This is a genomic window from Peterkaempfera bronchialis (assembly GCF_003258605.2).
GTDB lineage: Bacteria > Actinomycetota > Actinomycetes > Streptomycetales > Streptomycetaceae > Peterkaempfera > Peterkaempfera bronchialis.
The window spans coordinates 2,361,191-2,383,558 of record NZ_CP031264.1 but is presented as its reverse complement, the minus strand read 5'-3'; the positions used below and the strand labels follow the sequence as shown (position 1 = coordinate 2,383,558).

Sequence of the window (22,368 nt, the reverse complement as noted above, 5' to 3'; positions counted from 1 at the left end):
TCGCAGCAGAGGACCGCCCCAGCCGACCATTCGGTCGGCGGGGGCGGTCCATGGCATGCCGTGGTGCGTCCGGTCGTGCCGGACGACCGCGACCCGGACTGCTGCCTGCCGGGTCGGATCTGCCCTGCCGGGCCAGATCCAGGCTGCCCGGCCGGATCAGCCTGCCGGGGTCAGATCAGGCCCTGGGCCACCATGGCCTCGGCGACCAGTTCGAAGCCGGCGATATTGGCACCGACGACGTAGTTGCCGGGGCTGCCGTAGCGCTCGGCGGTCTCATGGCAGGAGTCATGGATGTTCCGCATGATCTCCGCCAGCCGCTCCTCCGTGTGGGCGAAGGTCCAGGAGTCGCGGGAGGCGTTCTGCTGCATCTCCAGGGCGCTGGTCGCCACCCCGCCGGCATTGGCCGCCTTGCCGGGGCCGAAGGCCACCCCGGCCTCCTGGAGGACATGGACGCCCTCGGGAGTGGTGGGCATGTTGGCGCCCTCGGCGACCGCCTTGACGCCGTTGCGCACCAGGGCGGTGGCGTCGGACTCGGTGAGCTCGTTCTGGGTGGCGCAGGGCAGTGCCACATCGACCGACACCTCCCAGACGGAGCCGCCGGCGACAAAGGTCGCATGCGCGCCGCGCCGCTCGGCGTAGTGCGAGATCCGGCCCCGCTCGACCTCCTTGACCTGCTTGAGCAGCGCGAGGTCGATGCCCTTCTCGTCCACCACATAGCCGGTGGAGTCGGAGCAGGTGACGACGGTGGCACCGAGCTGCTGGGCCTTCTCGACGGCGTAGATGGCCACATTGCCGGAGCCCGAGATGGAGACCCGCTGCCCTTCGAGGCCCTCGCCCCGGTGGCGCAGCATCTCGGCGGTGAAGAGCACGGTGCCGTACCCGGTGGCCTCGGTGCGGGCCTGCGAGCCGCCCCAGCCCAGTCCCTTGCCGGTGAGGACGCCGGACTCATAGCGGTTGGTGATCCGCTTGTACTGGCCGAAGAGGTAGCCGATCTCCCGACCGCCGACGCCGATGTCGCCGGCCGGGACGTCGGTGTACTCGCCCAGGTGGCGGTAGAGCTCGGTCATGAAGGACTGACAGAACCGCATGATCTCGTCGTCCGAGCGGTTCTTGGGGTCGAAGTCGCTGCCGCCCTTGCCGCCGCCGATCGGCATGCCGGTGAGGGCGTTCTTGAAGATCTGCTCGAAGCCGAGGAACTTGACGATTCCGAGCGAGACCGAGGGGTGGAAGCGCAGGCCGCCCTTGTACGGGCCCAGGGCGCTGTTGAACTCGACCCGGAAGCCCCGGTTGATGTGGACCTCGCCCGAGTCGTCGGCCCACGGGACGCGGAAGATCAGCTGCCGCTCGGGCTCGCAGACCCGCTCGATGATCTTGGCTTCGGCGAACTCGGGTCGCTTGGCGAGCACTGGGCCGAGGGAGCCCAGGACCTCCCGGACGGCCTGGTGGAACTCGGTCTCGCCAGGGTTGCGGCGCAGGATTTGGGCATAGATCGACTCGATGGCGCGGTTCTCTGCCTCGTGCATCCGGTACGGCTCCTTCACGGTGGCGGTGCGGTGGGGTGGACATCGCCTGGTGAAGGAAGTTTCTCAGGCTTGTACGTACGCGCGCACAGCTGTCTCATTTCACGGCGCCGGCCATCACTCCGCTCACGAACTGGCGCTGGAAGGCGAAGAACACCGCCAGCGGGACGACCATGGAAATGAAGGCGCCCGAGGCGAGGATGTCGATGTTGTTGCCGAACTGCCGGACCTGCTGCTGGAGAGCGACGGTGATCGGAGCGGCGTCCGCATTGGCGAAGATCAACGCCACCAGCATGTCGTTCCACACCCAGAGGAACTGGAAGATCCCCAGCGAGGCGATGGCCGGGCCGCCGAGCGGCATCACCACGGTGAAGAAGAGCCGCAGCTCCCCGGCGCCGTCCAGCCGGGCGGCCTCCAGCAGCTCGCGGGGGATCTCGGCGAAGAAGTTGCGGAGCAGGAAGACCGCGAACGGCAGGCCGAAGGCGACATGGAAGAGGACCACGCCGATGATGGAGCCGAAGATCCCGATCTGGCCGAAGAGCCGGGAGACCGGGATCAGGGCGACCTGGATCGGCACCACCAGCAGGCCGATCACGATGAGGAAGATCCAGTCCCGCCCGGGGAACTCCATCCAGGCGAAGGCATAGGCGGCCAGCGAGGCGATCAGCACCACCAGCACCGTGGCGGGCACGGTGATCAGCACGGTGTTCAGCAACGAGCTGGTGATGGTGTCATTGGAGAGCAGGCTGGAGTAGTTGTGCAGGGTCAGCTGGGCCGGTTTGGTGAAGACCTGCCACCATCCGGACTGCTGGATGTCGATCGGCCCGCGCAGCGAGGAGACCAGCAGGCCGACCGTGGGCAGCAGCCAGAAGAGGCCCACCAGCAGCAGCACGATCCGGGCGGCGCCGCCCGCCAGCCGGGAGGCGGCGCGGGCGGGCAGCGCGGGCTTGCGGCGGACGGCCGGGGCGGCCGTGGCGGGTGCCGTGTCCTGAAGGGTCGTCATCGGCGGTTCTCCCTCCGGAAGCGGCGGATGTTGAAGAGCATCGCGGGGAGCACCAGCAGCAGCAGAAGGACGCCGATGGCGCTGCCCACGCCCTGGTTGCCGCCGCCGCCGAAGGAGGAGAGGTAGAGCTGGAGGGCGAGGACGTTGGCGTCCTGCTGGGTGGAGCCGGGCGCGATGATGTAGACGAGGTCGAAGACCTTGAGGACGTTGATGGCCAGCGTCACCAGCACCACGATCAGCACCGGGGCGAGCAGTGGCACGGTGATCCTGCGGAACACCTGCCACTCGTTGGCGCCGTCGACCCGGGCGGCCTCCAGGAGTTCCCGGGGGACGGCGGTGAGTCCGGCGGCGATCAGCACCATGGCGAAGCCGGCCCACATCCAGATGTAGGCGCCGATGATGGCGGGGGTGACCAGGCTGGGGCCCAGCCAGTCGATGCCGGCGTACTGGGCGGTGAAGTTGGCGGCGGGCAGCCGCAGCCGGGCGCCGGCGGCGGAGGCGGGCAGGGTGAAGGTGCCGTCCTTGGCCGAGGTGGCCTTGGCGACGACCCTGCCGTCCTTGACGGCTTCGATCCGGATGCCGGACAGGGCCTTCTCGCCGGGGTCGACCCGGCCGGGCTTTCCGCCGCCGCCGGGTGCGAAGTCCAGCCAGACGGTGCCGGTGACGGCGTCGCCGGCGGGGGTGGCCGCCGAGGCGGGGACCTGCGAGGCCACCGAGGCGGGCGGCAGGCCGACCAGCGGCAGCGCGGCCGGGGTGCCGACGGCGACGGTACCCGTGGTGGTGAAGGAGCCGCCGCCGGACGCCTTGAGGTCACCGTCCGCCCGGGGGCGGGCGCCGGGGTAGGCGGACGCCTTGGCGAAGGTGTCGTGGACCCCGACCACCACGGCGTTGGCCACGCCCTTGTCCGGGCTGTGGTCGTAGACCAGGCGGAAGATGATGCCGGCGGCCAGCATGGAGATGGCCATCGGCATGAAGATGACCAGCTTGAAGGCGGTGGCCCAGCGGATCCGCTCGGTGAGCACCGCGAAGATCAGGCCCAGCGCGGTGGTGACGGTGGGCGCCACCACGACCCAGATGACGTTGTTCTTCAGCGCGGTGAGGGTGGCGTCGGTGGTGAAGACGTCGCCGTAGTTGCCCAGGCCCACGAAGTGCTTGAAGTCGTCGATGCCGTAGAGGCTGCGGACCAGCGACCAGAGGATGGGATAGAGGACGAGCGCGCCCAGCAGGACCAGGGCGGGCAGCAGGAAGACGACGGCGGCCCAGGGGCGGGTGCCGAGCACCCGCCCCCTGCTCGGACGCGCCACCGGTGCGGGGACTGCCGGTGCGGCCATCTGCGGAGGTCCCGTCAGTTCCCGTACGCCTTGGCGGCGTCGGCCTCAAGCTTCTTCTGCGCGCCCGCCACGTCGTTGGGGCTGCCGAGGAAGTCCTGGAGGTCCTTCCACTCGCCGGCGCCCTTGGTGCCGCCGAAGGCGGCCGGGGCCTGGTCGGACATGTCGAAGCGGAAGTCGTCGCCCGCGTCGATCAGCGACTTGGCGATGCCGCGCGCCACGTCATTGGGGTAGACCGACAGGTCCAGCGACCGGTTGGGGGAGAGGAAGCCGCCCTGGGAGGCGGCGACGGCGGCGGCCTCGGGGGAGGCCAGGTAGGTCAGCAGCGCCTGCGCGGCCGGGGTGTCCTTCATCGCCACCGCGACGTCGCCGCCGCTGACCACCGGGGCCTTGCCGCCGTCCACGGCCGGGAACGGGAAGAACTTGGCGTCCTCGCCGACCTTGGCCTTGGTCTCATTGGCGATGTTGACGGCCACGAAGTCGCCCTCGTAGACCATCCCGGCCTTGGGCGGCTCGGCGAAGGTCTGGTCGACCGACGCCGGGAACTCGGTCTGCAATGCGCCCTTGGCGCCGCCCGCGATCAGGGTGTCCTTGCCGAAGAGCCCGGTCAGGGTGGTGAGCGCCTTGCCGACCGAGGGGTCGGTCCACTTGATCTCATGCTTGGCCAGCTTGTCGTACATCTCCGGACCGGCCTGGGAGAGATAGACGTTCTCGAACCAGTCGGTGAGGGTCCAGCCGTCGGCGCCGCCGATGGAGACCGCCGGGGTGCCGGAGTCGGAGACAGTCTGCGCGGTGGAGAGGAAGTCGACCCAGGTCGTCGGCTCGCTGACCCCGGCCTCCTCGAAGACCTTGGTGTTGTACCAGACGGTGGACTTGTTGGCAGCCTTGAAGTACACGCCGTACTGCTTGCCGCCGGAGGCGCCGAGGTCCTTCCAGCCCTTGCCGTAGTTCTTGTCGAGCGCGGCCTCCACCTCGGCGGAGACCGGCTTCAGCCAGCCGGACTTGGCGAACTGCTGGAGCACCCCGACCTGCGGCAGGAACGCCACGTCCGGCGGGGCGCCGCCCTGCACCTTGGTGCCCAGGAAGGCGGAGACATTGTCGCCGGTCGGTACGAAGGTGGTCTTGGCGCCGGTCCGCTGGGCGAAGTCGTCCAGCACCTTCTGGAAGTTCTTCTGCTCCGAGCCGGACCAGATCGCCGCCACCGTCAGGCTCTTGCCGTGCAGGTCCGGCAGGTTCAGCGTGGATGCGGAGCTCGCCGGGGCGGCCGGACTGGAGGCGGCGCCCCCGCTGCTCGGCGCGGCGCTGCTGCCGTCTCCTCCTCCTCCGCTGCTGCTACAGCCGGCCGCTGTCAGCGCCAGAGCGGTGGCCGCCGTCACCACCAGTGCGGTGCGGGTGCGGCCTCTGGAGGCGGCTCCGCGTATGCGCATCGTTCGGTCCATGACAGATCCCTCCCGTGGCCCGTGCCGCGCCCGCACGCCGCCGGGCCGGGAGGCGTCGGCGCTGACGCACGGACACGGCGCAGGTTTGTCGCGTCCCTGACCAGTCCTACGCTGCGGCCCAGAGACGTCGCAAGCCCGCAGGCGGTGCCGCTGACCTGCCGTAACCGGAATGTGACGCCGGGCGGCGCAGCTCTGTCCAGCCGATCTACCCAACCCGGCCGGGATCATGCTCGCCGGGGCCGACACCACCGGACGGGGCGGAGTGCGGCACCGCCACCGCACGCCCCGCACAGGGGGGTTGGGCCACCGAATGCCGATTGACGGATGGTCGGGTACTCAGAAGAGCGGCCGAGCCGGAGCGGTGTCCAGCGCATCCACCGCCCGTTGCAGGGCGCTGGCCAGCAGGGCCAGGTCGGTGGGGCCGTTGCCCAGCTCGCGGACCGGGCGGCGGCTCGGCGGTGCGCCCGTCTGGGACCAGTCCAGCGCCACCACGGTCGGCCGCAGCGTCGCCGTACGCGGAATCCGGCCGCTCACCCGGGCCGCCTGGAAAGCGGTCACCCCGCCGTCCGGCATCCGCAGATAGCCCCGGCCGGGGGTGTCCTCGGCCAGCGCGGCCGCGTCCTCGACATGGATCAGCAGCCGGGAGAGCGCCGGGTCGTCGGTCCGCAGGGCGATCCGCAGCAGCGCCGCCTCGTCGACCTCGGTACCGGTGGTCCACTCCGGCTGCCCGGTGGAGACGGCCAGGTGCACCCCGAGCCGCCCGCCGCGCACCGCGACCTCGGCCAGCGCCTCGGTCAGCGCCGCCCGCGCCCGCAGCGCCGGATCGCCCACCGCCGGGCGGGCCGGACCGTCGCCGCCCACCAGCGCGTCGAAGTCGTCCACCACCACCAGCAGCCGGGCCGGCGCCGCCTGCTGGAGCGCCACCGCCCGTACGGGACCCGCCACCGACCGGGCGGCGGGCCGGTCGCGCTCCCGGTCCGCGTCGTCCGGGGCGGTGCGCGGCGGGATCAGCCGTATGCCGCCGACCGGCCGCCCGCCGTCGCCGCGCCGCAGCATCCGCTCCGCGTACCAGACGGCGAAGTCGCTCCCCTGGAGAAGCTGCTCGCGCCGGTCCAACTCGGCCAGCAGCGCGTCCGCCGCCTCCAGGGTGCGGGCCGGCTCGACCTCGGCCCCCAGATAGGCGGAGACATGCGGCAGATCGGTGCAGGCATAGAGGCCCAGCGCCGGATCGGTCGGCTCGCGGCCCTCGACCACCACCATGGAGAGCCGGTCGGGCCGCTCCGCGACCGCCAGCGAGGCGACCAGGGTGCGCAGCAGCTCGGTCTTGCCCGACCCGGGGGCGCCACCCACCAGCAGATGCGGCCCGCCGGGCAGGCCGGGGGTGGTGAGCTCGCGGTCGGTCAGGTCCAGGGTGCAGTGGCCGTCCCGGGCGGTGCCCAGCACCGCCGCCGCGGAGCCCGCCGTGGCGGGCAGCTCGGTCCAGCGGCCGGAGATCTTGGCGGGGGTGACCATGTCCAGGTCCAGCAGGTCCAGCAGCCGCAGCGCGGTGGGCAGCGGTCCCCGGGCGGCGGGGGCCGACTCGCGCAGCGGGGCCAGCGACCGGGCCAGCCGCTCCGCCCAGGCGGCGGAGACCGCGTCCAGCGCGACCCCGTCGACCACCTCGCGGTGCGGCCCGGCCGCGCCGCGCACCGGCCGGTCGACCCGCAGCAGGGTGGCCACCTCGCCGCCGATCACGGCGGTGGCGCCCAGGCCCGGCGGCAGCGCCTCGGCCTGTTCGGCCAGGCAGACGGTGTGCACCCCGGCGGCGGGGCCCCGGGCGATCAGGCGGGCCGCGCCCTGCCGGGCGGCGTCGGAGCCGGGGTCGCCGTCCAGCAGCAGCACCGTCGCGGGGCCGCCGTGGCGTACCGGGCCGTCCAGCCGGGCGGTCAGCTCGGCGATCCGGGCCTCGGCCTGGGCGGTGTCCAGGCCCACCAGCAGCCGGCACTCCTGGCCCGGCGAGGGGCGCAGCTGGGGCAGCCAGAACGCCCAGGACCACTCCGCCGTGCGGTCCTCGGCGGAGCGCGCCGGATCGGCGCTGACCAGCACGATCTCCAGGGCGGAGGGCGAGTGCAGGGCGGCCAGCTGGGCGGCGGCGGCCCGGGCCAGGCCGGACAGCCGGGGCCGGGGGCCCGCCAGGCCGAGGCTGCCGGCGGCCCGCAGGTCCACGGTGACGGGCACGGCGGGCAGCAGCACGCCGGGCTCGGCGGCGGGGCGGTCGGCGGTGCCCAGCCGCAGGGTGAGCGCCTCGGGGTGGGCCGGTCCGCGCTCCCACAGCCCGGGGCCGTGGTCGAGGGCGGTGAGCAGCAGCGCGGCGGGGTCGGGCAGGCGTTGGCGCAGCGCGGCGGCCTCGCGGCTGTGGGCCTGGGCGCGCTGCTGCTCGGCGGTACGGCTGGCGGCGCGGGCCTCCTCCACGGGGCCGCGCGCGCCACGGCGCAGGGTGTCGCCGAGGCGGAGCGAGCGCAGGCCGCGTCCACGGGCGGCGGGTGCCGGGTCCTCGTCCGCCTGCGCCGCCTCGGGGGCCTGCGGCGGGGTGCCGGACGGGGCGGCGGCGGGCGGCCGGGGCGGCAGCGGCGGGGCGAGCAGCAGATGGCCCTGGCCGTCGGCGGTGGCGGGCCGGGACGGCGGCTCCGCGGCCGGCGGCGCACCGGGCGCCAGCACCACCGAGGACTCGCCGAGCCGCAGCAGCCCGCCGACCGGCAGCGCCACCGGATCGGGGCCGACCAGGGCGCCGTCCAGGGTGGTGCCGTTGGTGGAGCCCAGGTCGGCGACGGCCACCCGGCCGTCCGGGGAGATACGCAGCTCCAGGTGGAGCCGGGAGACGTCCGGGTCGTCCAGCGGCACATCGGCGTCGCCGGAGCGGCCCACCCGTACTCGGCCGGGGTGCAGCAGATGCACCCCGCCGGCGTCGGGGCCGCCGACCACCCGCAGTTCGGCGGCGGCCGGGCCGTCCTCCCGGTCGTGCTCGGGGGCGGGCTCGTTGAGGGAGAGGACGGCGCCGTCCACCAGTGGGGGGTGGCCCAGCAGGGTGCGCTCGTCCAGCCGCTGTGTGCCCGCGTACAGGTGGACATGGGTGGCGGCGCGGCCGCCGCGCACCCCGACCGCGCCCGCCAGCGCCCCGGCGACCGCGCCGAGGGCGGTGCCCGCCGGCGCGGTGACGAGCACATCGGCGGCGAGCCGGTCCGTGGACGGACCACTGTGCGGCCGGAGGACGGTCAGCCGGATCTGCATTCGCCCGCGGTCCCTTCATGGTCGTGCGGCGCTGCGCCGTCCGCACGGTGCAGGCCATCATGACCGCCCACATGGGGCGTTCGCCGGGCCGGTGCGCCCCGCCGCCGAGGTACGGCACGGTGGAGCGGCCTGCCCAACGAGCAATTCCCACACGGGTGGTGGCAGCATCCTCCCATCCGCCACAGACAGTGCGTGCCCGGTACCGGATTTGATGATCTTGCGATCATCCTCACATGGAGTCCGGGTGCATGGGCGGGGTTTTCAGGCGCGCATGTCAACCGATTCGCGCTCCCCTGCGTCTCCGCCCACGGCGGGTGTGCGGCCGACCCGCTCCGGCGGCTCCGGGCTGCCCGGACGCGGCCGGGTCCCACCTTCCCCGGCGTCGGACCTCCCCTGACGTCGGACACGGTTAGAGTTGCCGGAAACACGGGCCGCTCGCGCACTCGGCGAGTGCGCCGCCCGGTGGAGTCGGCACGGCGAGGAGCACATCAGTGCGGCCGGTAGGCAGCAAGTACCTGATTGAGGAGGCGCTCGGACGCGGCGCCACCGGCACCGTCTGGCGTGGCCGGGTCCGCGACGACGCGACGGTCCCCGGCACCCAGCCCGGCCAGCAGGTGGCCGTCAAGGTGCTGCGCGAGGAGCTTGCCGGCGACCCCGATGTGGTGATGCGGTTCCTGCGCGAGCGCTCGGTGCTGCTGCGGCTGAGCCACCCCAATATCGTGCGGGTCCGCGACCTGGTGGTCGAGGGCGACCTGCTGGCCCTGGTGATGGACCTGGTCGACGGCCCCGACCTGTACCGCTATCTGCGCTCCAACGGGCCGCTCAGCCCGGTCGCCGGCGCGCTGCTGATGGCCCAGGTCGCGGACGCCCTCGCGGCCAGCCACGCCGACGGCGTCGTCCACCGCGACCTCAAGCCGGCCAATGTGCTGCTGGCCACCACCGGGGAGCCCGGCGGCGGCGAGCTGATGCACCCGATGCTCACCGACTTCGGCATCGCCCGGCTGGCGGACTCCCCGGGGATCACCCGTACCCATGAGTTCGTCGGCACCCCCGCCTATGTCGCGCCGGAGTCCGCCGAGGGCCGCCCGCAGACCTCCGCGGTGGATGTCTACGGCGCCGGCATCATGCTGTACGAGCTGGTCACCGGCCGTCCGCCGTTCCAGGGCGACGGCCCGCTGGCGATCCTGCACGCCCATCTGGCCCAGGAGCCGGAGCGGCCGGGCACCATGCCGGAACCGCTCTGGACCGTGGTCGAGCGGTGCCTGCGCAAGGAGCCGCGCGAGCGGCCCGGCGCCACCGCGCTGGCCCAGGCGCTGCGGGTGGTCGCGGTCGGCATCGGCGTGCACTCCACCCCGGCCCAGGTCGACGAGGCGCTGGCGGTCGGCGCGCTGCTGCTGCCCGACCCCGAGCCTGCGCCGGTCCCCGGCACCGGCGGGGCCTTCGGCGGCCTGGGGCTCGGCGCGGCCGGGGTCCTGGGCGACGGTCCCCACGCCGACCCGACGCAGGTCCTGGGCCGCGCGGGTCTGCCCGGGGCCACGCCCACCGAGGCCGGCGGCGCGCAGTACGACCCGGCGGCGGCCACCCGGCTGATGGGCGCGCCGGGCGCTGCACCCGGCTATGGCTCCGAGGACCGCACCCGGACCATGCCGGCCTCCGGACCGGACGGGGGCCAGGGCGACCGCACCCGGGTGATGCCCCCGGTCGGACCGGACGGCCCGGACGGGCAGGACGGCCCGCAGCCGGAGCAGCCGCACCCCTGGCAGACCCAACTGCGCGCGGCCCGCGACCGCAACCAGCAGACCGAGGTCGGCTACTTCGAGCCCGAGGAACTGCGGCAGCTCCAGGAGCCCCAGGTCGCCCCGCCGCCCTTCCAGTACGGCCGCGACCCCCGCCGGCAGAACCCCCAGCAGAACCCGCAGCAGAACCCCGGCTACGGCTACCCCCAGCAGGGCGGCTACCCCCAGCAGGGCGGCGACCCGCGCCGGGGCGCCGCGCCGGGCCACCGCCGGCCGCAGGCCGCGCCCCCGCCGTACGAGCAGTCCTATGAGCCCGCTCCGGCGCCCGCGCCGCAGCGGCCCCCGGCCCGCCGCGCCGAGCCCGCACCCGCCCGCCGTGCCGAGCCCGCACCCGCGCGCCGCCAGGAGGCGGCCCCGCCGCGCGAGGCGGCACCGCACCGCGAACCCCGCGAACCCCGTCCACGCAGCCGCAACCGGATGTACATCCCGGGGCTGGGCTGCCTCAAGGGCTGCCTGATGGTGCTGCTGATCCTGGCCATCGCGGCAGCCGCCCTGTGGAACTTCACCCCGCTTCCGCAGTGGTGGGACCACGCCTATGACCTGATCGACCGCAGCAGCACCTGGGTCAGCCAGCACTGGCACAGCCTTACCAGCTGACCCGACCGCCGATATTGACGGTTTATCGACTTTCGGCTGGTCGAGAGCGCTGCGGCGCACCCCGAGCGGCCGTTCTCCGCGTAGTTTGGTCGCTGACGTTCCGAACCTTCGGCTCACGGAGCAGCATTGGCACGCAAGATCGGCAGCCGGTACACCGTCCACCAGGTGATCGGCCGGGGATCCGCAGGCACCGTGTGGCTCGGCGAGGGCCCGGACGGCCCGGTGGCCGTCAAGCTGCTGCGCGAGGACCTCGCCTCCGACCAGGTGCTGGTCGGCCGCTTCGTACAGGAGCGGAACGCCCTCACCAGCCTCGACCACCCGAGAGTGGTCGGCATCCGCGACCTGGTGGTGGACGGCAGCGACCTGGCCCTGGTCATGGAGCTGGTCCACGGCACCGACCTGCGCACCCGGCTGGACCACGACGGGGTACTGGCGCCGCAGGCCGCCGTCGCCGTCACCGCCGATGTCGCGGACGCCCTCGCGGTGGCCCACGCCGCCGGTATCGTGCACCGCGACGTCAAGCCGGAGAATGTGCTGCTGGACCTCGCCTCCTCGCCCGGAGCGGGCGGCGCCCCCCGCGCCAAGCTCACCGACTTCGGCATCGCCCGGCTGGTCGACGCCCCCCGCCGGACCCGCGCCACCCGGATCATCGGCACCCCCGACTACCTCGCCCCCGAGATCATCGAGGGCCTGGAACCCCGCGCCGCCGTCGACATCTACGCCCTGGCCACCGTGCTCTACGAGCTGCTGGCCGGCTTCACCCCCTTCGGCGGCGGCCACACCGGCGCCGTACTGCGCCGCCATGTCACCGAGACCGTGCCGCCGCTGCCGGGCCTCCCGGACGGGCTCTGGAAGATCATCGCGGAGTGCCTGGCCAAGGCCCCCGCCTCCCGGCTGCGCGCCACCGAGATGGCCGAGCGGCTGCGCGAGCAGCTGCCCGCCCTGGCCGGCCTCCCCCGCTCGCCGTCGCCGCCCCCGGCGGCGACACCGCCGAGCCCACCGGACCGGCGGAGGAGCCACCGTACGAGGGCGAGGAGGCCACCCCGCGCCCCCGCCGCCGGCGTGGCGCCGCCGTCCCCTGGTCTCCGGCCCGCAGCCCGACTCCACCCGCGACACCCACACCTCGCTGCGCCGCCCCAACGCCGAGGAGCTGGCCGCCTTCGCCGTCGCCTCGCGCGCCGAGCGGGAGCGGCGCGGCGACCCGGCCGACGGGGCACTGTCCGGCCGGGCACGCAGCCACCGGGGCCACCCGGCCGGTCCCGGCTCGGTGGTGCTGCGCCGCCGCCGACTGGTGGTCGCGGCGGTGGCCGCCCTGGTGGTGGCCGGTGCGGTGGGCGCCTATGCGGCGCTCTCCGGCGGCGACGAGGACCGGCCCGGCAAGGGGGCGGGGCGGCCCGGTTCCGACGCCGCCAGCTCCGCGCCCGAGGCGGCCGGCCGCACCCATGGCGCCGCAGGCCGCAACGACGACTCCGGACAGGGCGGCCGGGGCCCCGGCCTGCCCACCGCCCCCTCGGCCGACGAGGCCGCCGACCCGGACGCCGGGGCCGAGACCGCAGCGCTGCCCGCCTGGTCCTCCTGGCAGACCGTGCCACCCCCGCCGGCCCCGCTGGCCGGCGGCGTACGGGCGGTGCAGGTGGACGGCGTGACCTTCGCCTTCGCCACCGACCGCGACGGCGCCGTGCGCTATGTCACCCGGGGCGGCGCGGGCTTCGGCCCCTGGCAGCTGCTCACCGGCATCCACGTCAGCGGCGACCCCGCCCCGGTGGCGATGCCGGACGGCCGGATCGTGCTCTTCGCGCTGGGTACCGACCGGCTGCTGTACCAGCGCACCTACGCGGGCGGCGGCTGGTCGCAGTGGGGGCAGCTGGACGGCCGCACCAAGCTGGACTCGCCGCCCGCAGCCGCCGCCGACGACTCCAACGACCGCATCGACCTGGTCGCCCGGATCGGCACCGACCTGGCCACCGCCTCCTATGTGCACCGCACCTGGAGCGCCTGGGCCACCGTGCCGACCGCCGGCCGGATCAGCGGCGCCCCCTCCCTGGCGGCGGGGAGGAGCGGCCGGCTGGACGCCTTTGTGGTCCGCGCCGCCGACTCCGCCGTGCTGCGGGTCACCGCGCTGCGCGGCGCCTGGCACCCGGCCGAGCCGGTCCCGGGCCTCTCCGGCGACGGCGGCCGGGCGGAGCCCGCCGCAGGGGCCGACGGCGGGCTGTACCTCTTCGGCCGGGGCGCCTCCGGCGGTCTCACCCAGGCCGCCTCCCACTCCGGCGGCCGGTCCTGGCGCACGGGCGCCGTCCCCGGCTCCGGGGCGAACCTGCGGTACCCCCCGGGCCCGGTCGCGGAGGGCAGGCGGCTGGGACTCTTCGCCCGGACCGAGGACGGCGCCCTCCACTACACCCGCACGGTCTGAGCCCGAGCCCCGCTGCGGGGGTGGGCGGCGGCCGGTTCCGCCACGGAGCCATTACGCTGGGGGGCGTGGCAGCAGTCGATCCTTCCGAAGAGCTCAAGTCCCTCGAATCGACCATGGGGTCGATCGAGGCCGTCCTCGACCTGGACAAGATCCGGGCCGACATCGCGCGCCTTGAGGAGGAGGCCGCCGCGCCGGACCTCTGGGACGACCTGGCGCACGCGCAGAAGGTGACCAGCAGGCTCTCCTTCCTCCAGGGCGAACTGCGCAAGGTGGAGGCCCTGCGCAGCCGGATCGACGACGTCTCGGTGCTCTTCGAGCTGGCCGAGGCGGAGGACGACGCCGACACCCGTGCCGAGGCCGAGGTCGAGCTGGCGTCCGTCCGCAAGGCCGTGGACGAGCTGGAGGTCCGCACCCTGCTCTCCGGCGAGTACGACGCCCGCGAGGCCCTGGTCAACATCCGGGCCGAGGCCGGTGGCGTGGACGCGGCGGACTTCGCCGAGCAGCTGATGCGTATGTATCTGCGCTGGGCCGAGCGCCACGGCTACTCGACCGAGGTGTACGACACCTCGTACGCGGAGGAGGCCGGCATCAAGTCGGCGACCTTCGCGGTGAAGACCCCGTACGCGTACGGCACCCTCTCGGTGGAGCAGGGCACCCACCGGCTGGTGCGGATCTCGCCGTTCGACAACCAGGGGCGGCGCCAGACCTCCTTCGCGGGCGTCGAGGTGCTGCCGGTGGTCGAGCAGAGCGACCATGTGGACATCGACGAGTCCGATCTGCGGATCGACGTCTACCGCGCCTCCGGCCCCGGCGGCCAGGGCGTCAACACCACCGACTCGGCGGTCCGGATCACCCACCTGCCGACCGGCATCGTGGTCTCCTGCCAGAACGAGCGCTCCCAGATCCAGAACAAGGCCAGCGCGATGAATGTGCTCCAGGCCAAGCTGCTGGAGCGCCGCCGCCAGGAGGAGCAGGCCAGGATGGACGCCCTCAAGGGCGACGGCGGCAACTCCTGGGGCAACCAGATGCGCTCCTACGTCCTGCACCCGTACCAGATGGTGAAGGACCTGCGGACCGAGCACGAGGTCGGCAACCCGCAGGCGGTGCTGGACGGCGAGATCGACGGCTTCATTGAAGCGGGCATCCGGTGGCGGAAGCAGCAGGAAGTTTCCGTGTAAGGGCGTTCGGGTGCCCGCTGAGATGAACGATCGGCACAGTATCGAAGCGGGCATCCGGTGGCGGAAGCAGCAGGAAGTTTCCGTGTAAGGGCGTGCGGGTGCCCGCTGAGATGAACGATCGGCACAGTATCGAAGCGGGCATCCGGTGGCGGAAGCAGCAGGAGACCGCCGCCGCGTAGGCGGGCGCGTCAGCAGAGTCGCAGAGGGCCCCGGGAGCGTGTGCTCCCGGGGTCTTTATGCGTGGCGCGGCAAGGGGCTCAGGCGAGGGCGTGCCGTGCCAGCAGCAGCACGGCGGCCATCGCCGCCACCAGGGCGAGCAGCGCGGCGGGCGAGATCGCCGCGAACGGGTTCTGCTGCTGCTGCATCCGCTCGCGGTTGGCCCGGCACACCGGGCAGCGTCCCTCGTTGACCGGTCCCGCGCAGTTGGCGCACACCAGACGGTCGCAGGTCATGCGATCTCCTCCTCATCCTGCCAACGCACCGGATCGGCGGCTTGGTTCCCTGTCTTCCCCGGAGACGGCTGGGAGGACCCTTCGGTTCATCCCCTCCACTGTGCCAGGTTCGGCGGCATCCGGCCCGTCTACCGCATACCTGCCGGTAAGGGCGAACCCCGGGCCGGTTCGCCGTGGCGATCGGGTGATGGGCGACAAAGGTGGGTTTCATGCCATTTTGTCCGTGAAATCCCACACCTTTGCCTTCGCCGGACCTGCAATCACGGCCCCCGTTCGCGTATGGTCCAGCACCGGGGGAGCGGTGGACGCCGTTCCTGTCCTCCTAGACTGGCGAACCGTGATGCAGCCGTGATCAGATTCGACAACGTCTCCAAGACCTACCCGAAGCAGAACCGTCCGGCCCTGATGGACGTCTCCCTTGAGATCGAGAAGGGCGAGTTCGTCTTCCTCGTCGGATCCTCCGGCTCCGGGAAGTCCACGTTCCTGCGGCTGATCCTGCGTGAGGAGCGCCCCAGCCAGGGTGCGGTGCATGTGCTGGGGAAGGATCTGGGGAGGCTCTCCAACTGGAAGGTCCCCCAGGTGCGGCGTCAACTCGGCACCGTCTTCCAGGACTTCCGCCTGCTGCCCAACAAGACGGTGGCGCAGAACGTCGCCTTCGCCCTTGAGGTGATCGGCAAGCCCAAGGGCGCCATCAACAAGGTGGTTCCCGAGGTCCTCGACCTGGTCGGCCTGGCCGGCAAGGAGGACCGCATGCCCGGTGAGCTCTCCGGTGGTGAGCAGCAGCGCGTGGCCATCGCCCGCGCCTTCGTGAACCGCCCGATGCTGCTGATCGCGGATGAGCCCACCGGCAACCTCGACCCGCAGAACTCGGTCGGCATCATGAAGCTGCTCGACCGCATCAACCGCACTGGCACCACCGTGCTGATGGCCACCCACGACCAGGCGATCGTCGACCAGATGCGCAAGCGCGTCATCGAGCTGGACAAGGGCCTGCTGGTCCGCGACCAGTCGCGCGGCGTATACGGCTACCAGCAATGACCAGCAGAGACGGCAAGCAAAGGACATCATGAGGGCCCAGTTCGTCATGTCGGAGATCGGTGTAGGACTCCGACGCAATCTGACGATGACCATCGCGGTCGTCGTGAGTGTGGCGCTCTCGCTCGCCCTCGCGGGTGCGAGCCTCCTTGTCCGCGACCAGGTCAACGCCATGAAGGGCTTCTGGTACGACAAGGTGCAGGTCGCGGTCTACCTGTGCAACAAGAGCGACGCCAAGCAGTACGCCTCATGCTCCGGAGGTGCCGCCACCGACCAGCAGAAGACCCAGATCAAGGCCGATCTGCTGAAGCTGCCGGTGGTCGAGGACGTCCAGTTCGAGAACAAGCAGGACGCCTACAAGCACTGGAAGGAGATGAACCCGGACAACCCGCTGACCGGTGTGGTCGGCGCGGAGGGCCTGCCCGAGTCGTTCCGGGTGAAGCTCAAGGACCCCGAGCAGTACGACGTCATCGCCAGCGCCTTCGCCGGAAAGCCGGGCGTGCAGTCGGTGGAGGACCAGCGCAAGATCCTGGACAACCTCTTCGCCCTGCTCAACGGCTTGCAGCGGGTGGCCTTCGGGGTGATGTCGCTGATGGTCTGCGTGGCGCTGCTGCTGATTGTGAACACCGTCCGGGTGTCCGCGTTCAGCCGGCGCCGGGAGACCGGCATCATGCGGTTGGTCGGCGCCTCCAACTTCTATGTGCAGATGCCGTTCATCGCGGAGGCGGCCTTCGCGGCGCTGCTCGGCGCGGCGCTGGCCTCCGGACTGCTGCTGCTGGGCAATGTCTTCGTCCACAGCTGGCTCCAGCAGCGGGTGCAGTTCATCCACTTCATCGGCCTGCCCGAGGTGATGCGGGTGATACCGCTGCTGGTGGTGATCGGTATGGGCATGGCCGCCGTGGCCGCCTTCTTCACCCTGCGGAAGTACCTGAAGGTCTGACCGCCTCGCTGTCCTCCGAAAGGATCGGATCGGGCCCCGGCCGCCGGCGACATCCGGCGGCCGGGGCCCGGCCGTGTCCGGCGACGCTTCCCGGTGCGTGCAGCTGCAAGGAGGCGGGCCGCCTCGTACCGCTTCTGTGTGCGGGTGGCTCGCCAACGCAGAGATGTGCGTGCCGGGGCGGCAAGCGGGGCCAAGGTCGGCGGGCGCGGCACTAGACTCCACACCCATGTCCGGTAGCTCTCGTCGGATGCGCCAGGGCGCCACCCTGACGCTGGTGTTCGGAGCGGTGCTCGCCACCGGGGCCGTCACCGGCGCCTGGGGCCAGGCGGGCTCCGCCGTCCCCGCGCCCCGCCAGGGGGCCGCGGTCAGGCTGGCCGCTGGGGACCTCAGCGGGCAGGACCTCTCGCCCGAGGAGGCGCGGCGCCTGGTCGGTGAGAGCGGCGACCGCTGGGCGGCCTACTACAGCCCCGAGGAGTACGCGGACTTCGCGCAGGGCCTGGACGGCGAGTATGTCGGCGTCGGGCTCTGGGTGCGCCGCGAGCTGGACGGCGGTGTCGCCGTCTCCCGGGTCCAGCAGGGCACCCCGGCGGCGAAGGCGGGCATCCGCCCCGGCGACCGGCTGGTCCGCATCGACGGTGCGCCCGCCGCCCGGATGCCGGTGACCGAGGTGGTGGCCCGGCTGCGCGGCAGTGTCACCGGCCGCACCACCGACAGCGCCGCCGACAGCGCCACAGACAGTGCCACCGACAGCGCCGCCGATCGGGCCCTGGGCCGCGCCAGCCGCCAGGAGACGGCCGGCCGCAGCGCCGACCTGGCCGCGAGCGCCACCCGCGAGGTGGGCTCCACCGTCACCCTGGCCGTCCGCCGCGACGGCTCCCCGGTCCGCGAGGTCACCCTGCGCCGGACCGTACTGGCCGCCCAGGACGTCACCGTGGACCACCCGGGCGCCGATGTCACCCGGATCAGCGTGGACGCCTTCACCTCCGGCGTCGGCGAGGAGGTGGCCGAGGCCGTCCACCGGGCCGCCGCCGAGCGGGCCCGCACCGGCGCCCGGCACGGCGGCGTCGTGCTCGACCTGCGGGGCAACTCCGGCGGCCTGCTGGCCGAGGCCGTCGAGGCCGCCTCGGCCTTCCTGGACGGCGGCCCGGTCGGCACCTATCAGGTGCACGGCACCGAGCGGGAGCTGACCGCCGAGACCGGCGGCGACACCGGCACCCCGCTGGTGGTCCTGGTCGACGGCGGCACCATGTCCGCCGCCGAACTGCTGGCCGGCGCCCTCCAGGACCGCTGCCGCGCGGTGGTGGTGGGGTCCCGTACCTTCGGCAAGGGCACCGTCCAGGAGCCCAGCCGGCTGGCCGACGGCTCGGTGCTGGAACTGACCGTGGGCCGCTACTTCACCCCGGCGGGCCGCTCCCCGGACGGCATCGGCATCGAGCCGGACGTCTCCGTCCCCGCCCAGGCAGGCCCCGAGCAGGCCGAGCGGTTGGCGCTGACCGTGCTCTCCGGGCTGGGCGGCTCCGGCGCCCGGCGGTAATGGACTCCCGTCCGGCCGCTCCGGATGCGACAATATCGGCGCTATGGCAAAGGAAAAGGGACACAAGCTCGTCGCGCAGAACCGCAAGGCGCGGCATGAGTACACCATCCTCGACACCTACGAGTGCGGCATGGTGCTCACCGGTACCGAGGTGAAGTCGCTTCGCGAGGGGCGGGCCAACCTCACCGACGGCTACGCCTACATCAGCGGCAGCGAGGCGTGGATCGACAACGTCTTCATCCCCGAGTACGCGCAGGGGACGTGGACCAACCACTCGGCGCGGCGCAAGCGCAAGCTGCTGCTGCACCGCGACGAGATCCGGAAGCTGGAGGCGAAGACCCGGGAGACCGGCCACACACTCATCCCGATGTCGCTCTACTTCAAGGACGGCCGGGCCAAGCTGGAGCTCGCGGTCGCGGTCGGCAAGAAGCTGTACGACAAGCGGCAGGCGCTGCGCGAGAAGCAGGACAAGCGCGAGACCGCCCGCGCCATCGCCCGGGCCAACCGCCGCAGCGGCTGACCGGCCCACCCGCCGACCAGCGGGGAATGCGCTGGACCGGCCCGGCGTTGACACCGTACGATGGGCCGTGCACCGGAGGTCCCGCAGAGGGGTCTCCGGAGTGGTGTGAACCTTGCAAATTGAACAGCGTGAACATGGGGGTGATCGGTTTCGACTGGGGATGTCGAAACAGGGGAAGCGAGCCGAGGAACGCGGCAATGATCTCGTTAACCACGTGTCGCAAAAAAATAATCGCCAACTCCAAGCGCGATTCCTTCGCCCTCGCTGCCTAAGTAGCGAGCTTCGAAGGTGTCAGACCGGGTGTGTTCCCGCCCCGGATCCTGGCATCAGCTAGGGGACTCACCGCTCGGCCCGGTCACGGGGCCGCTCGGGACATCTCACAGTGACTGAGCCCGTCGGCAGCTTGTCTGCGTGACTGCCGGGGCTGAGAAAAGCACAGCAGACTGCGCTCGGAGAAGCCCTGAATTGACTCCACAGGACCCGGGTTCGATTCCCGGCACCTCCACCACACCCATGTGCACGACGGCCGCCATCCATACCGGATGGCGGCCGTCGTGTTTTCTGCGGCGGTGACCTCGGCGGCCCCCCGGTCGTTGACCAGGCTGCCCGCAAGGACCCCTCCCTGCGTGCGCGCGGGGAGGGGCTTCCCGTCGCCTTGTGCGCGGAGCTGCGGGTCTTCGCGCGGGCCCCGCCGCCCCTGAGACCACCGGCGGCGGTGCGGAGCGCTGCGGCGGTTGCCGATCCGGAACGACGTATGGGCCCCGAAGGGCGTACGATCTTCTGTCCGCTGCTTCCCCACCCGGTGGACGAACCGGGGGAATCCGGGCGGCCGACGATACGTTGGCAACCCGTCGCAGCAGGATCAGCACAGCACCATCCGCACAGCCCGTCCGGCAGGACGTACGACAGGGGGCTCCTTGGGCGCGCACGGCACAGCCCAGCACACCACCACCACGACGGCGCAGGCCGACCCGCACGAGACCGTCCGCGAGCGCGAGATCGCGGAGGAGCAGCGGCACCTCGACGTGGTCTACCGGCGACTGGAGGAGAAGCTCGCCGAGGCCGAGTACATCCTTGAGGACGCCGTGAAGCGGGTCCATGTGGGCACCCCCGGCGCGCTCGCCGAGCGCGACGCGCAGGTGTACCGCGCGGGCGCGCATCTGCACCGGCTCAACAGCGAGTTCGAGGACTTCCTCTTCGGCCGGATCGACCTTCAGCAGGCCGACCGCCCGGAGGAGCACGGCATCCCCTCCCAGACGCCGCTGGACCGCGACGACCCCACCATCGCCGAGACCCTGCACATCGGCCGGATCGGCGTGCTCGACGCCGAGTACGGCCCGCTGGTGATCGACTGGCGGGCCCCGGCCGCCGCGCCGTTCTACCGGGCCACCCCGGTGGAGCCGGGCCGGGTGGTGCGGCGCCGGGTGATCCGCTCCAAGGGGCGCCGGGTGGTGGGCGTCGAGGACGACCTGCTCCGCCCCGACCTGCCGACCGACCTGGCGGTGGTGGGCGACGGCGCGCTGATGGCGGCCCTCGGCCGGGCCCGCTCGCACACCATGCGGGACATCGTCTCCTCCATCCAGAAGGAGCAGGACGAGGTCATCCGGGCCCCTGCCGCCGGTGCCACCCTGGTCACCGGCGGTCCCGGCACCGGCAAGACCGCCGTCGCCCTGCACCGCGCCGCCTATCTGCTCTACCAGGACCGCCGCCGCTACGCGGGCGGCATCCTGGTGGTCAGCCCCACCCCGCTGCTGGTCGCCTACACCGAGGGCGTGCTGCCGTCGCTGGGCGAGGAAGGCCAGGTCGCCATCCGCGCCGTGGGCAACCTGGTGGACGGCGACGAGGCCACCACCTACGACACCCCGGAGGCGGCCCGGATCAAGGGTTCGCCGCGCATGGTGCAGGTGCTCCGCCGGGCCGCCCGCGCCGCCCTGGACGCCCCGTCCGGGTCCGCCGCCGCCCCGGCCGAGCTGCGGGTGGCCGCCCTCGGCCAGGTGCTGCGGCTGGACGCGGCGGCGCTGCGGGAGGTGCGCCGTACCGCGCTCGGCGGCACCACCCCGGTCAACCTGCTGCGCCCGCGCGCCCGCCGGCTGCTGCTGGACGCGCTCTGGGCCGAGGTCAACCGGCACCGCCCCCGGCCCGCCGACCGGGCCGAGCGGGAGCGGCGGCAGGAGGAGCGGGAGTCCTTCGACGAGTACGTCACCGACCTGGACGGCTTCCAGGACTTCCTGTCGGCCTGGTGGCCCGACCTCACCCCGCGCCGGGTGCTGGCGACGCTGCGCAGCGGCCGGACGCTGGGCCGGGTGGCCCGCCGGGTGCTCTCCCCGGAGGAGGTCCGGGTGCTGGCCGCCTCCTGGCGGCGCCTCGGCGACGACGGCCGGGGCGCGCTCTCCGCGCACGATGTGGCGCTGGTGGACGAGCTGGGGCTGCTGCTGGGCGAGCCCGCCCGGCCCCGGATCCGGCAGATCGACCCGGCCGACCAGCTCACCGGGCTGGACGAGGTGACCACCTACGCCGACCGGATGTCCCGCGACCGCGCCCGCCGGGAGGGCCCGGTCGAGCGCACCGAGTACGCCCATGTGATCGTCGACGAGGCGCAGGACCTCACCCCGATGCAGTGGCGGATGATCGGCCGCCGGGCCCGCCTGGCGACCTGGACGATCGTCGGCGACCCCGCGCAGTCCTCCTGGCCGCACCCGGAGGAGGCCCGGGCGGCGATGGACGAGGTGCTGGGCGGCAAGCCGCGCCGCCGCTACACCCTCACCACCAACTACCGGAACCCGGCCGAGATCGCCGAGGTGGCCGAGCGGGTGCTGGCCCTGGCGGCGCCCGGTACGCCCTCCCCGGCGGCGGTGCGCTCCACCGGCGTCCTGCCGCGCTTCGCGGCGGCCCCGAGCGTCGACGGGCGGTTCGCATCGGCGGCCCGCACCGAGGTGGAGCGGCTGCTCGCCGAGGTGGACGGCACCGTGGCGGTGGTGGTGCCGATGGAGCGGCGGGGCGAGGCGGCCGGCTGGATCGCCGGTCTCGGCGACCGCGCGGTGGCGCTGGGCAGCCTGGAGGCCAAGGGCCTGGAGTACGACGCCACGGTGGTGGCCGACCCGACGGGTATCGCCGGGGAGTCGGAGGCGGGCCTGCGGGTGCTGTATGTGGCGCTCACCCGGGCCACCCAGCGGCTCACCGTGCTCTGCGGGCCGGACGACCTGCCGGACAGCGAGGGCGTACCCGCGCTGCTGCGCTGACCGCCGCAGCGCGGTCCGCCGGAGGCGCGGGAAGCGCAGCGGCCGGGCCCCTCCCGGAGGAGGGACCCGGCCGCTGACAGGTCTGTGACACCGACCCGCCATGCTCGCCT

General features: G+C 73.1%; 14 protein-coding genes, 1 other RNA gene and 1 pseudogene. 10 read left to right on the top strand and 6 right to left on the bottom strand.

Annotation, left to right across the window (positions count from 1 at the left end):
• Window positions 1-170: 170 nt before the first annotated feature.
• The 5 genes from gdhA to C7M71_RS10390 all read right to left on the bottom strand — a co-directional run bounded on the left by gdhA (window position 171) and on the right by C7M71_RS10390 (window position 8,557).
• Window positions 171-1,523, bottom strand: coding sequence for an NADP-specific glutamate dehydrogenase (gene gdhA / locus C7M71_RS10410; RefSeq protein ID WP_111491229.1), 1,353 nt, complete (start codon window positions 1,521-1,523; stop codon window positions 171-173).
• A gap of 94 nt (window positions 1,524-1,617) precedes the next feature.
• Window positions 1,618-2,523 carry a carbohydrate ABC transporter permease gene (locus tag C7M71_RS10405; protein ID WP_114914303.1) on the bottom strand — a complete coding sequence of 302 codons (906 nt, stop codon included), beginning with the start codon at window positions 2,521-2,523 and terminating at the stop codon, window positions 1,618-1,620.
• Window positions 2,520-3,854, bottom strand: a complete 1,335-nt coding sequence (locus tag C7M71_RS10400) for a carbohydrate ABC transporter permease (RefSeq protein ID WP_111495074.1) — start codon at window positions 3,852-3,854, stop codon at window positions 2,520-2,522. The genes C7M71_RS10405 and C7M71_RS10400 overlap by 4 nt, the downstream gene beginning before the upstream one ends.
• A gap of 14 nt (window positions 3,855-3,868) precedes the next feature.
• Entirely contained in the window at window positions 3,869-5,290 is a 1,422-nt protein-coding gene (locus C7M71_RS10395) for an ABC transporter substrate-binding protein (protein ID WP_111495072.1), read from the bottom strand.
• 336 nt (window positions 5,291-5,626) lie between these two features.
• Window positions 5,627-8,557, bottom strand: a complete 2,931-nt coding sequence (locus C7M71_RS10390; RefSeq protein ID WP_114914302.1) for an FHA domain-containing protein — start codon at window positions 8,555-8,557, stop codon at window positions 5,627-5,629.
• A gap of 491 nt (window positions 8,558-9,048) precedes the next feature.
• Here C7M71_RS10390 and C7M71_RS10385 point away from each other — a divergent pair, with 491 nt between their 5' ends.
• From C7M71_RS10385 to prfB, 4 genes and pseudogenes are all read left to right on the top strand, one after another.
• Window positions 9,049-10,950 (top strand): serine/threonine-protein kinase, encoded by a 1,902-nt coding sequence (locus tag C7M71_RS10385; protein ID WP_114914301.1) that lies wholly within the window; start codon window positions 9,049-9,051, stop codon window positions 10,948-10,950.
• A 165-nt stretch (window positions 10,951-11,115) separates the two neighbouring features.
• Window positions 11,116-11,814 (top strand): annotated as a pseudogene (locus C7M71_RS31610) (serine/threonine-protein kinase); the annotation flags it as partial.
• A gap of 403 nt (window positions 11,815-12,217) precedes the next feature.
• On the top strand, window positions 12,218-13,360 hold the full coding sequence (locus tag C7M71_RS31605; RefSeq protein WP_229758648.1) for a glycoside hydrolase: 1,143 nt from the start codon (window positions 12,218-12,220) through the stop codon (window positions 13,358-13,360).
• Window positions 13,361-13,425: 65 nt separating this feature from the next.
• Complete coding sequence (gene prfB, locus C7M71_RS10375) at window positions 13,426-14,538, top strand: peptide chain release factor 2 (RefSeq protein ID WP_111493495.1); 1,113 nt, start codon at window positions 13,426-13,428, stop codon at window positions 14,536-14,538.
• A 257-nt stretch (window positions 14,539-14,795) separates the two neighbouring features.
• On the opposite strand, the gene C7M71_RS10370 is transcribed toward prfB, so the two are convergent.
• On the bottom strand, window positions 14,796-14,990 hold the full coding sequence (locus C7M71_RS10370) for a hypothetical protein (RefSeq protein WP_111493497.1): 195 nt from the start codon (window positions 14,988-14,990) through the stop codon (window positions 14,796-14,798).
• A gap of 348 nt (window positions 14,991-15,338) precedes the next feature.
• Between C7M71_RS10370 and ftsE the strand changes: the two genes are divergently transcribed.
• The 6 genes from ftsE to C7M71_RS10340 all read left to right on the top strand — a co-directional run bounded on the left by ftsE (window position 15,339) and on the right by C7M71_RS10340 (window position 22,258).
• Window positions 15,339-16,028: a cell division ATP-binding protein FtsE gene (ftsE, locus tag C7M71_RS10365; protein ID WP_111493499.1), complete on the top strand. Its 690-nt coding sequence runs from the start codon at window positions 15,339-15,341 to the stop codon at window positions 16,026-16,028.
• A 28-nt stretch (window positions 16,029-16,056) separates the two neighbouring features.
• On the top strand, window positions 16,057-16,965 hold the full coding sequence (gene ftsX / locus C7M71_RS10360) for a permease-like cell division protein FtsX (protein WP_111493501.1): 909 nt from the start codon (window positions 16,057-16,059) through the stop codon (window positions 16,963-16,965).
• Window positions 16,966-17,191: 226 nt separating this feature from the next.
• Window positions 17,192-18,499 (top strand): S41 family peptidase, encoded by a 1,308-nt coding sequence (locus tag C7M71_RS10355; RefSeq protein ID WP_175607663.1) that lies wholly within the window; start codon window positions 17,192-17,194, stop codon window positions 18,497-18,499.
• A gap of 43 nt (window positions 18,500-18,542) precedes the next feature.
• Window positions 18,543-19,019: an SsrA-binding protein SmpB gene (gene smpB / locus C7M71_RS10350; RefSeq protein ID WP_111493503.1), complete on the top strand. Its 477-nt coding sequence runs from the start codon at window positions 18,543-18,545 to the stop codon at window positions 19,017-19,019.
• A gap of 136 nt (window positions 19,020-19,155) precedes the next feature.
• Window positions 19,156-19,527, top strand: a transfer-messenger RNA (tmRNA) gene (ssrA, locus tag C7M71_RS10345).
• A 409-nt stretch (window positions 19,528-19,936) separates the two neighbouring features.
• On the top strand, window positions 19,937-22,258 hold the full coding sequence (locus C7M71_RS10340) for a HelD family protein (RefSeq protein ID WP_114914300.1): 2,322 nt from the start codon (window positions 19,937-19,939) through the stop codon (window positions 22,256-22,258).
• Window positions 22,259-22,368 lie beyond the last annotated feature (110 nt).

Coding starts and splice junctions, on each gene's coding strand:
- gdhA (WP_111491229.1), bottom strand. CDS start 1,523: ATGCACGAGGCAGAGAACCGCGCCATCGAGTCGATCTATGCCCAAATC.
- C7M71_RS10405 (WP_114914303.1), bottom strand. CDS start 2,523: ATGACGACCCTTCAGGACACGGCACCCGCCACGGCCGCCCCGGCCGTC.
- C7M71_RS10400 (WP_111495074.1), bottom strand. CDS start 3,854: ATGGCCGCACCGGCAGTCCCCGCACCGGTGGCGCGTCCGAGCAGGGGG.
- C7M71_RS10395 (WP_111495072.1), bottom strand. CDS start 5,290: ATGGACCGAACGATGCGCATACGCGGAGCCGCCTCCAGAGGCCGCACC.
- C7M71_RS10390 (WP_114914302.1), bottom strand. CDS start 8,557: ATGCAGATCCGGCTGACCGTCCTCCGGCCGCACAGTGGTCCGTCCACG.
- C7M71_RS10370 (WP_111493497.1), bottom strand. CDS start 14,990: ATGACCTGCGACCGTCTGGTGTGCGCCAACTGCGCGGGACCGGTCAAC.
- ftsX (WP_111493501.1), top strand. CDS start 16,057: ATGAGGGCCCAGTTCGTCATGTCGGAGATCGGTGTAGGACTCCGACGC.
- C7M71_RS10355 (WP_175607663.1), top strand. CDS start 17,192: ATGTCCGGTAGCTCTCGTCGGATGCGCCAGGGCGCCACCCTGACGCTG.
- smpB (WP_111493503.1), top strand. CDS start 18,543: ATGGCAAAGGAAAAGGGACACAAGCTCGTCGCGCAGAACCGCAAGGCG.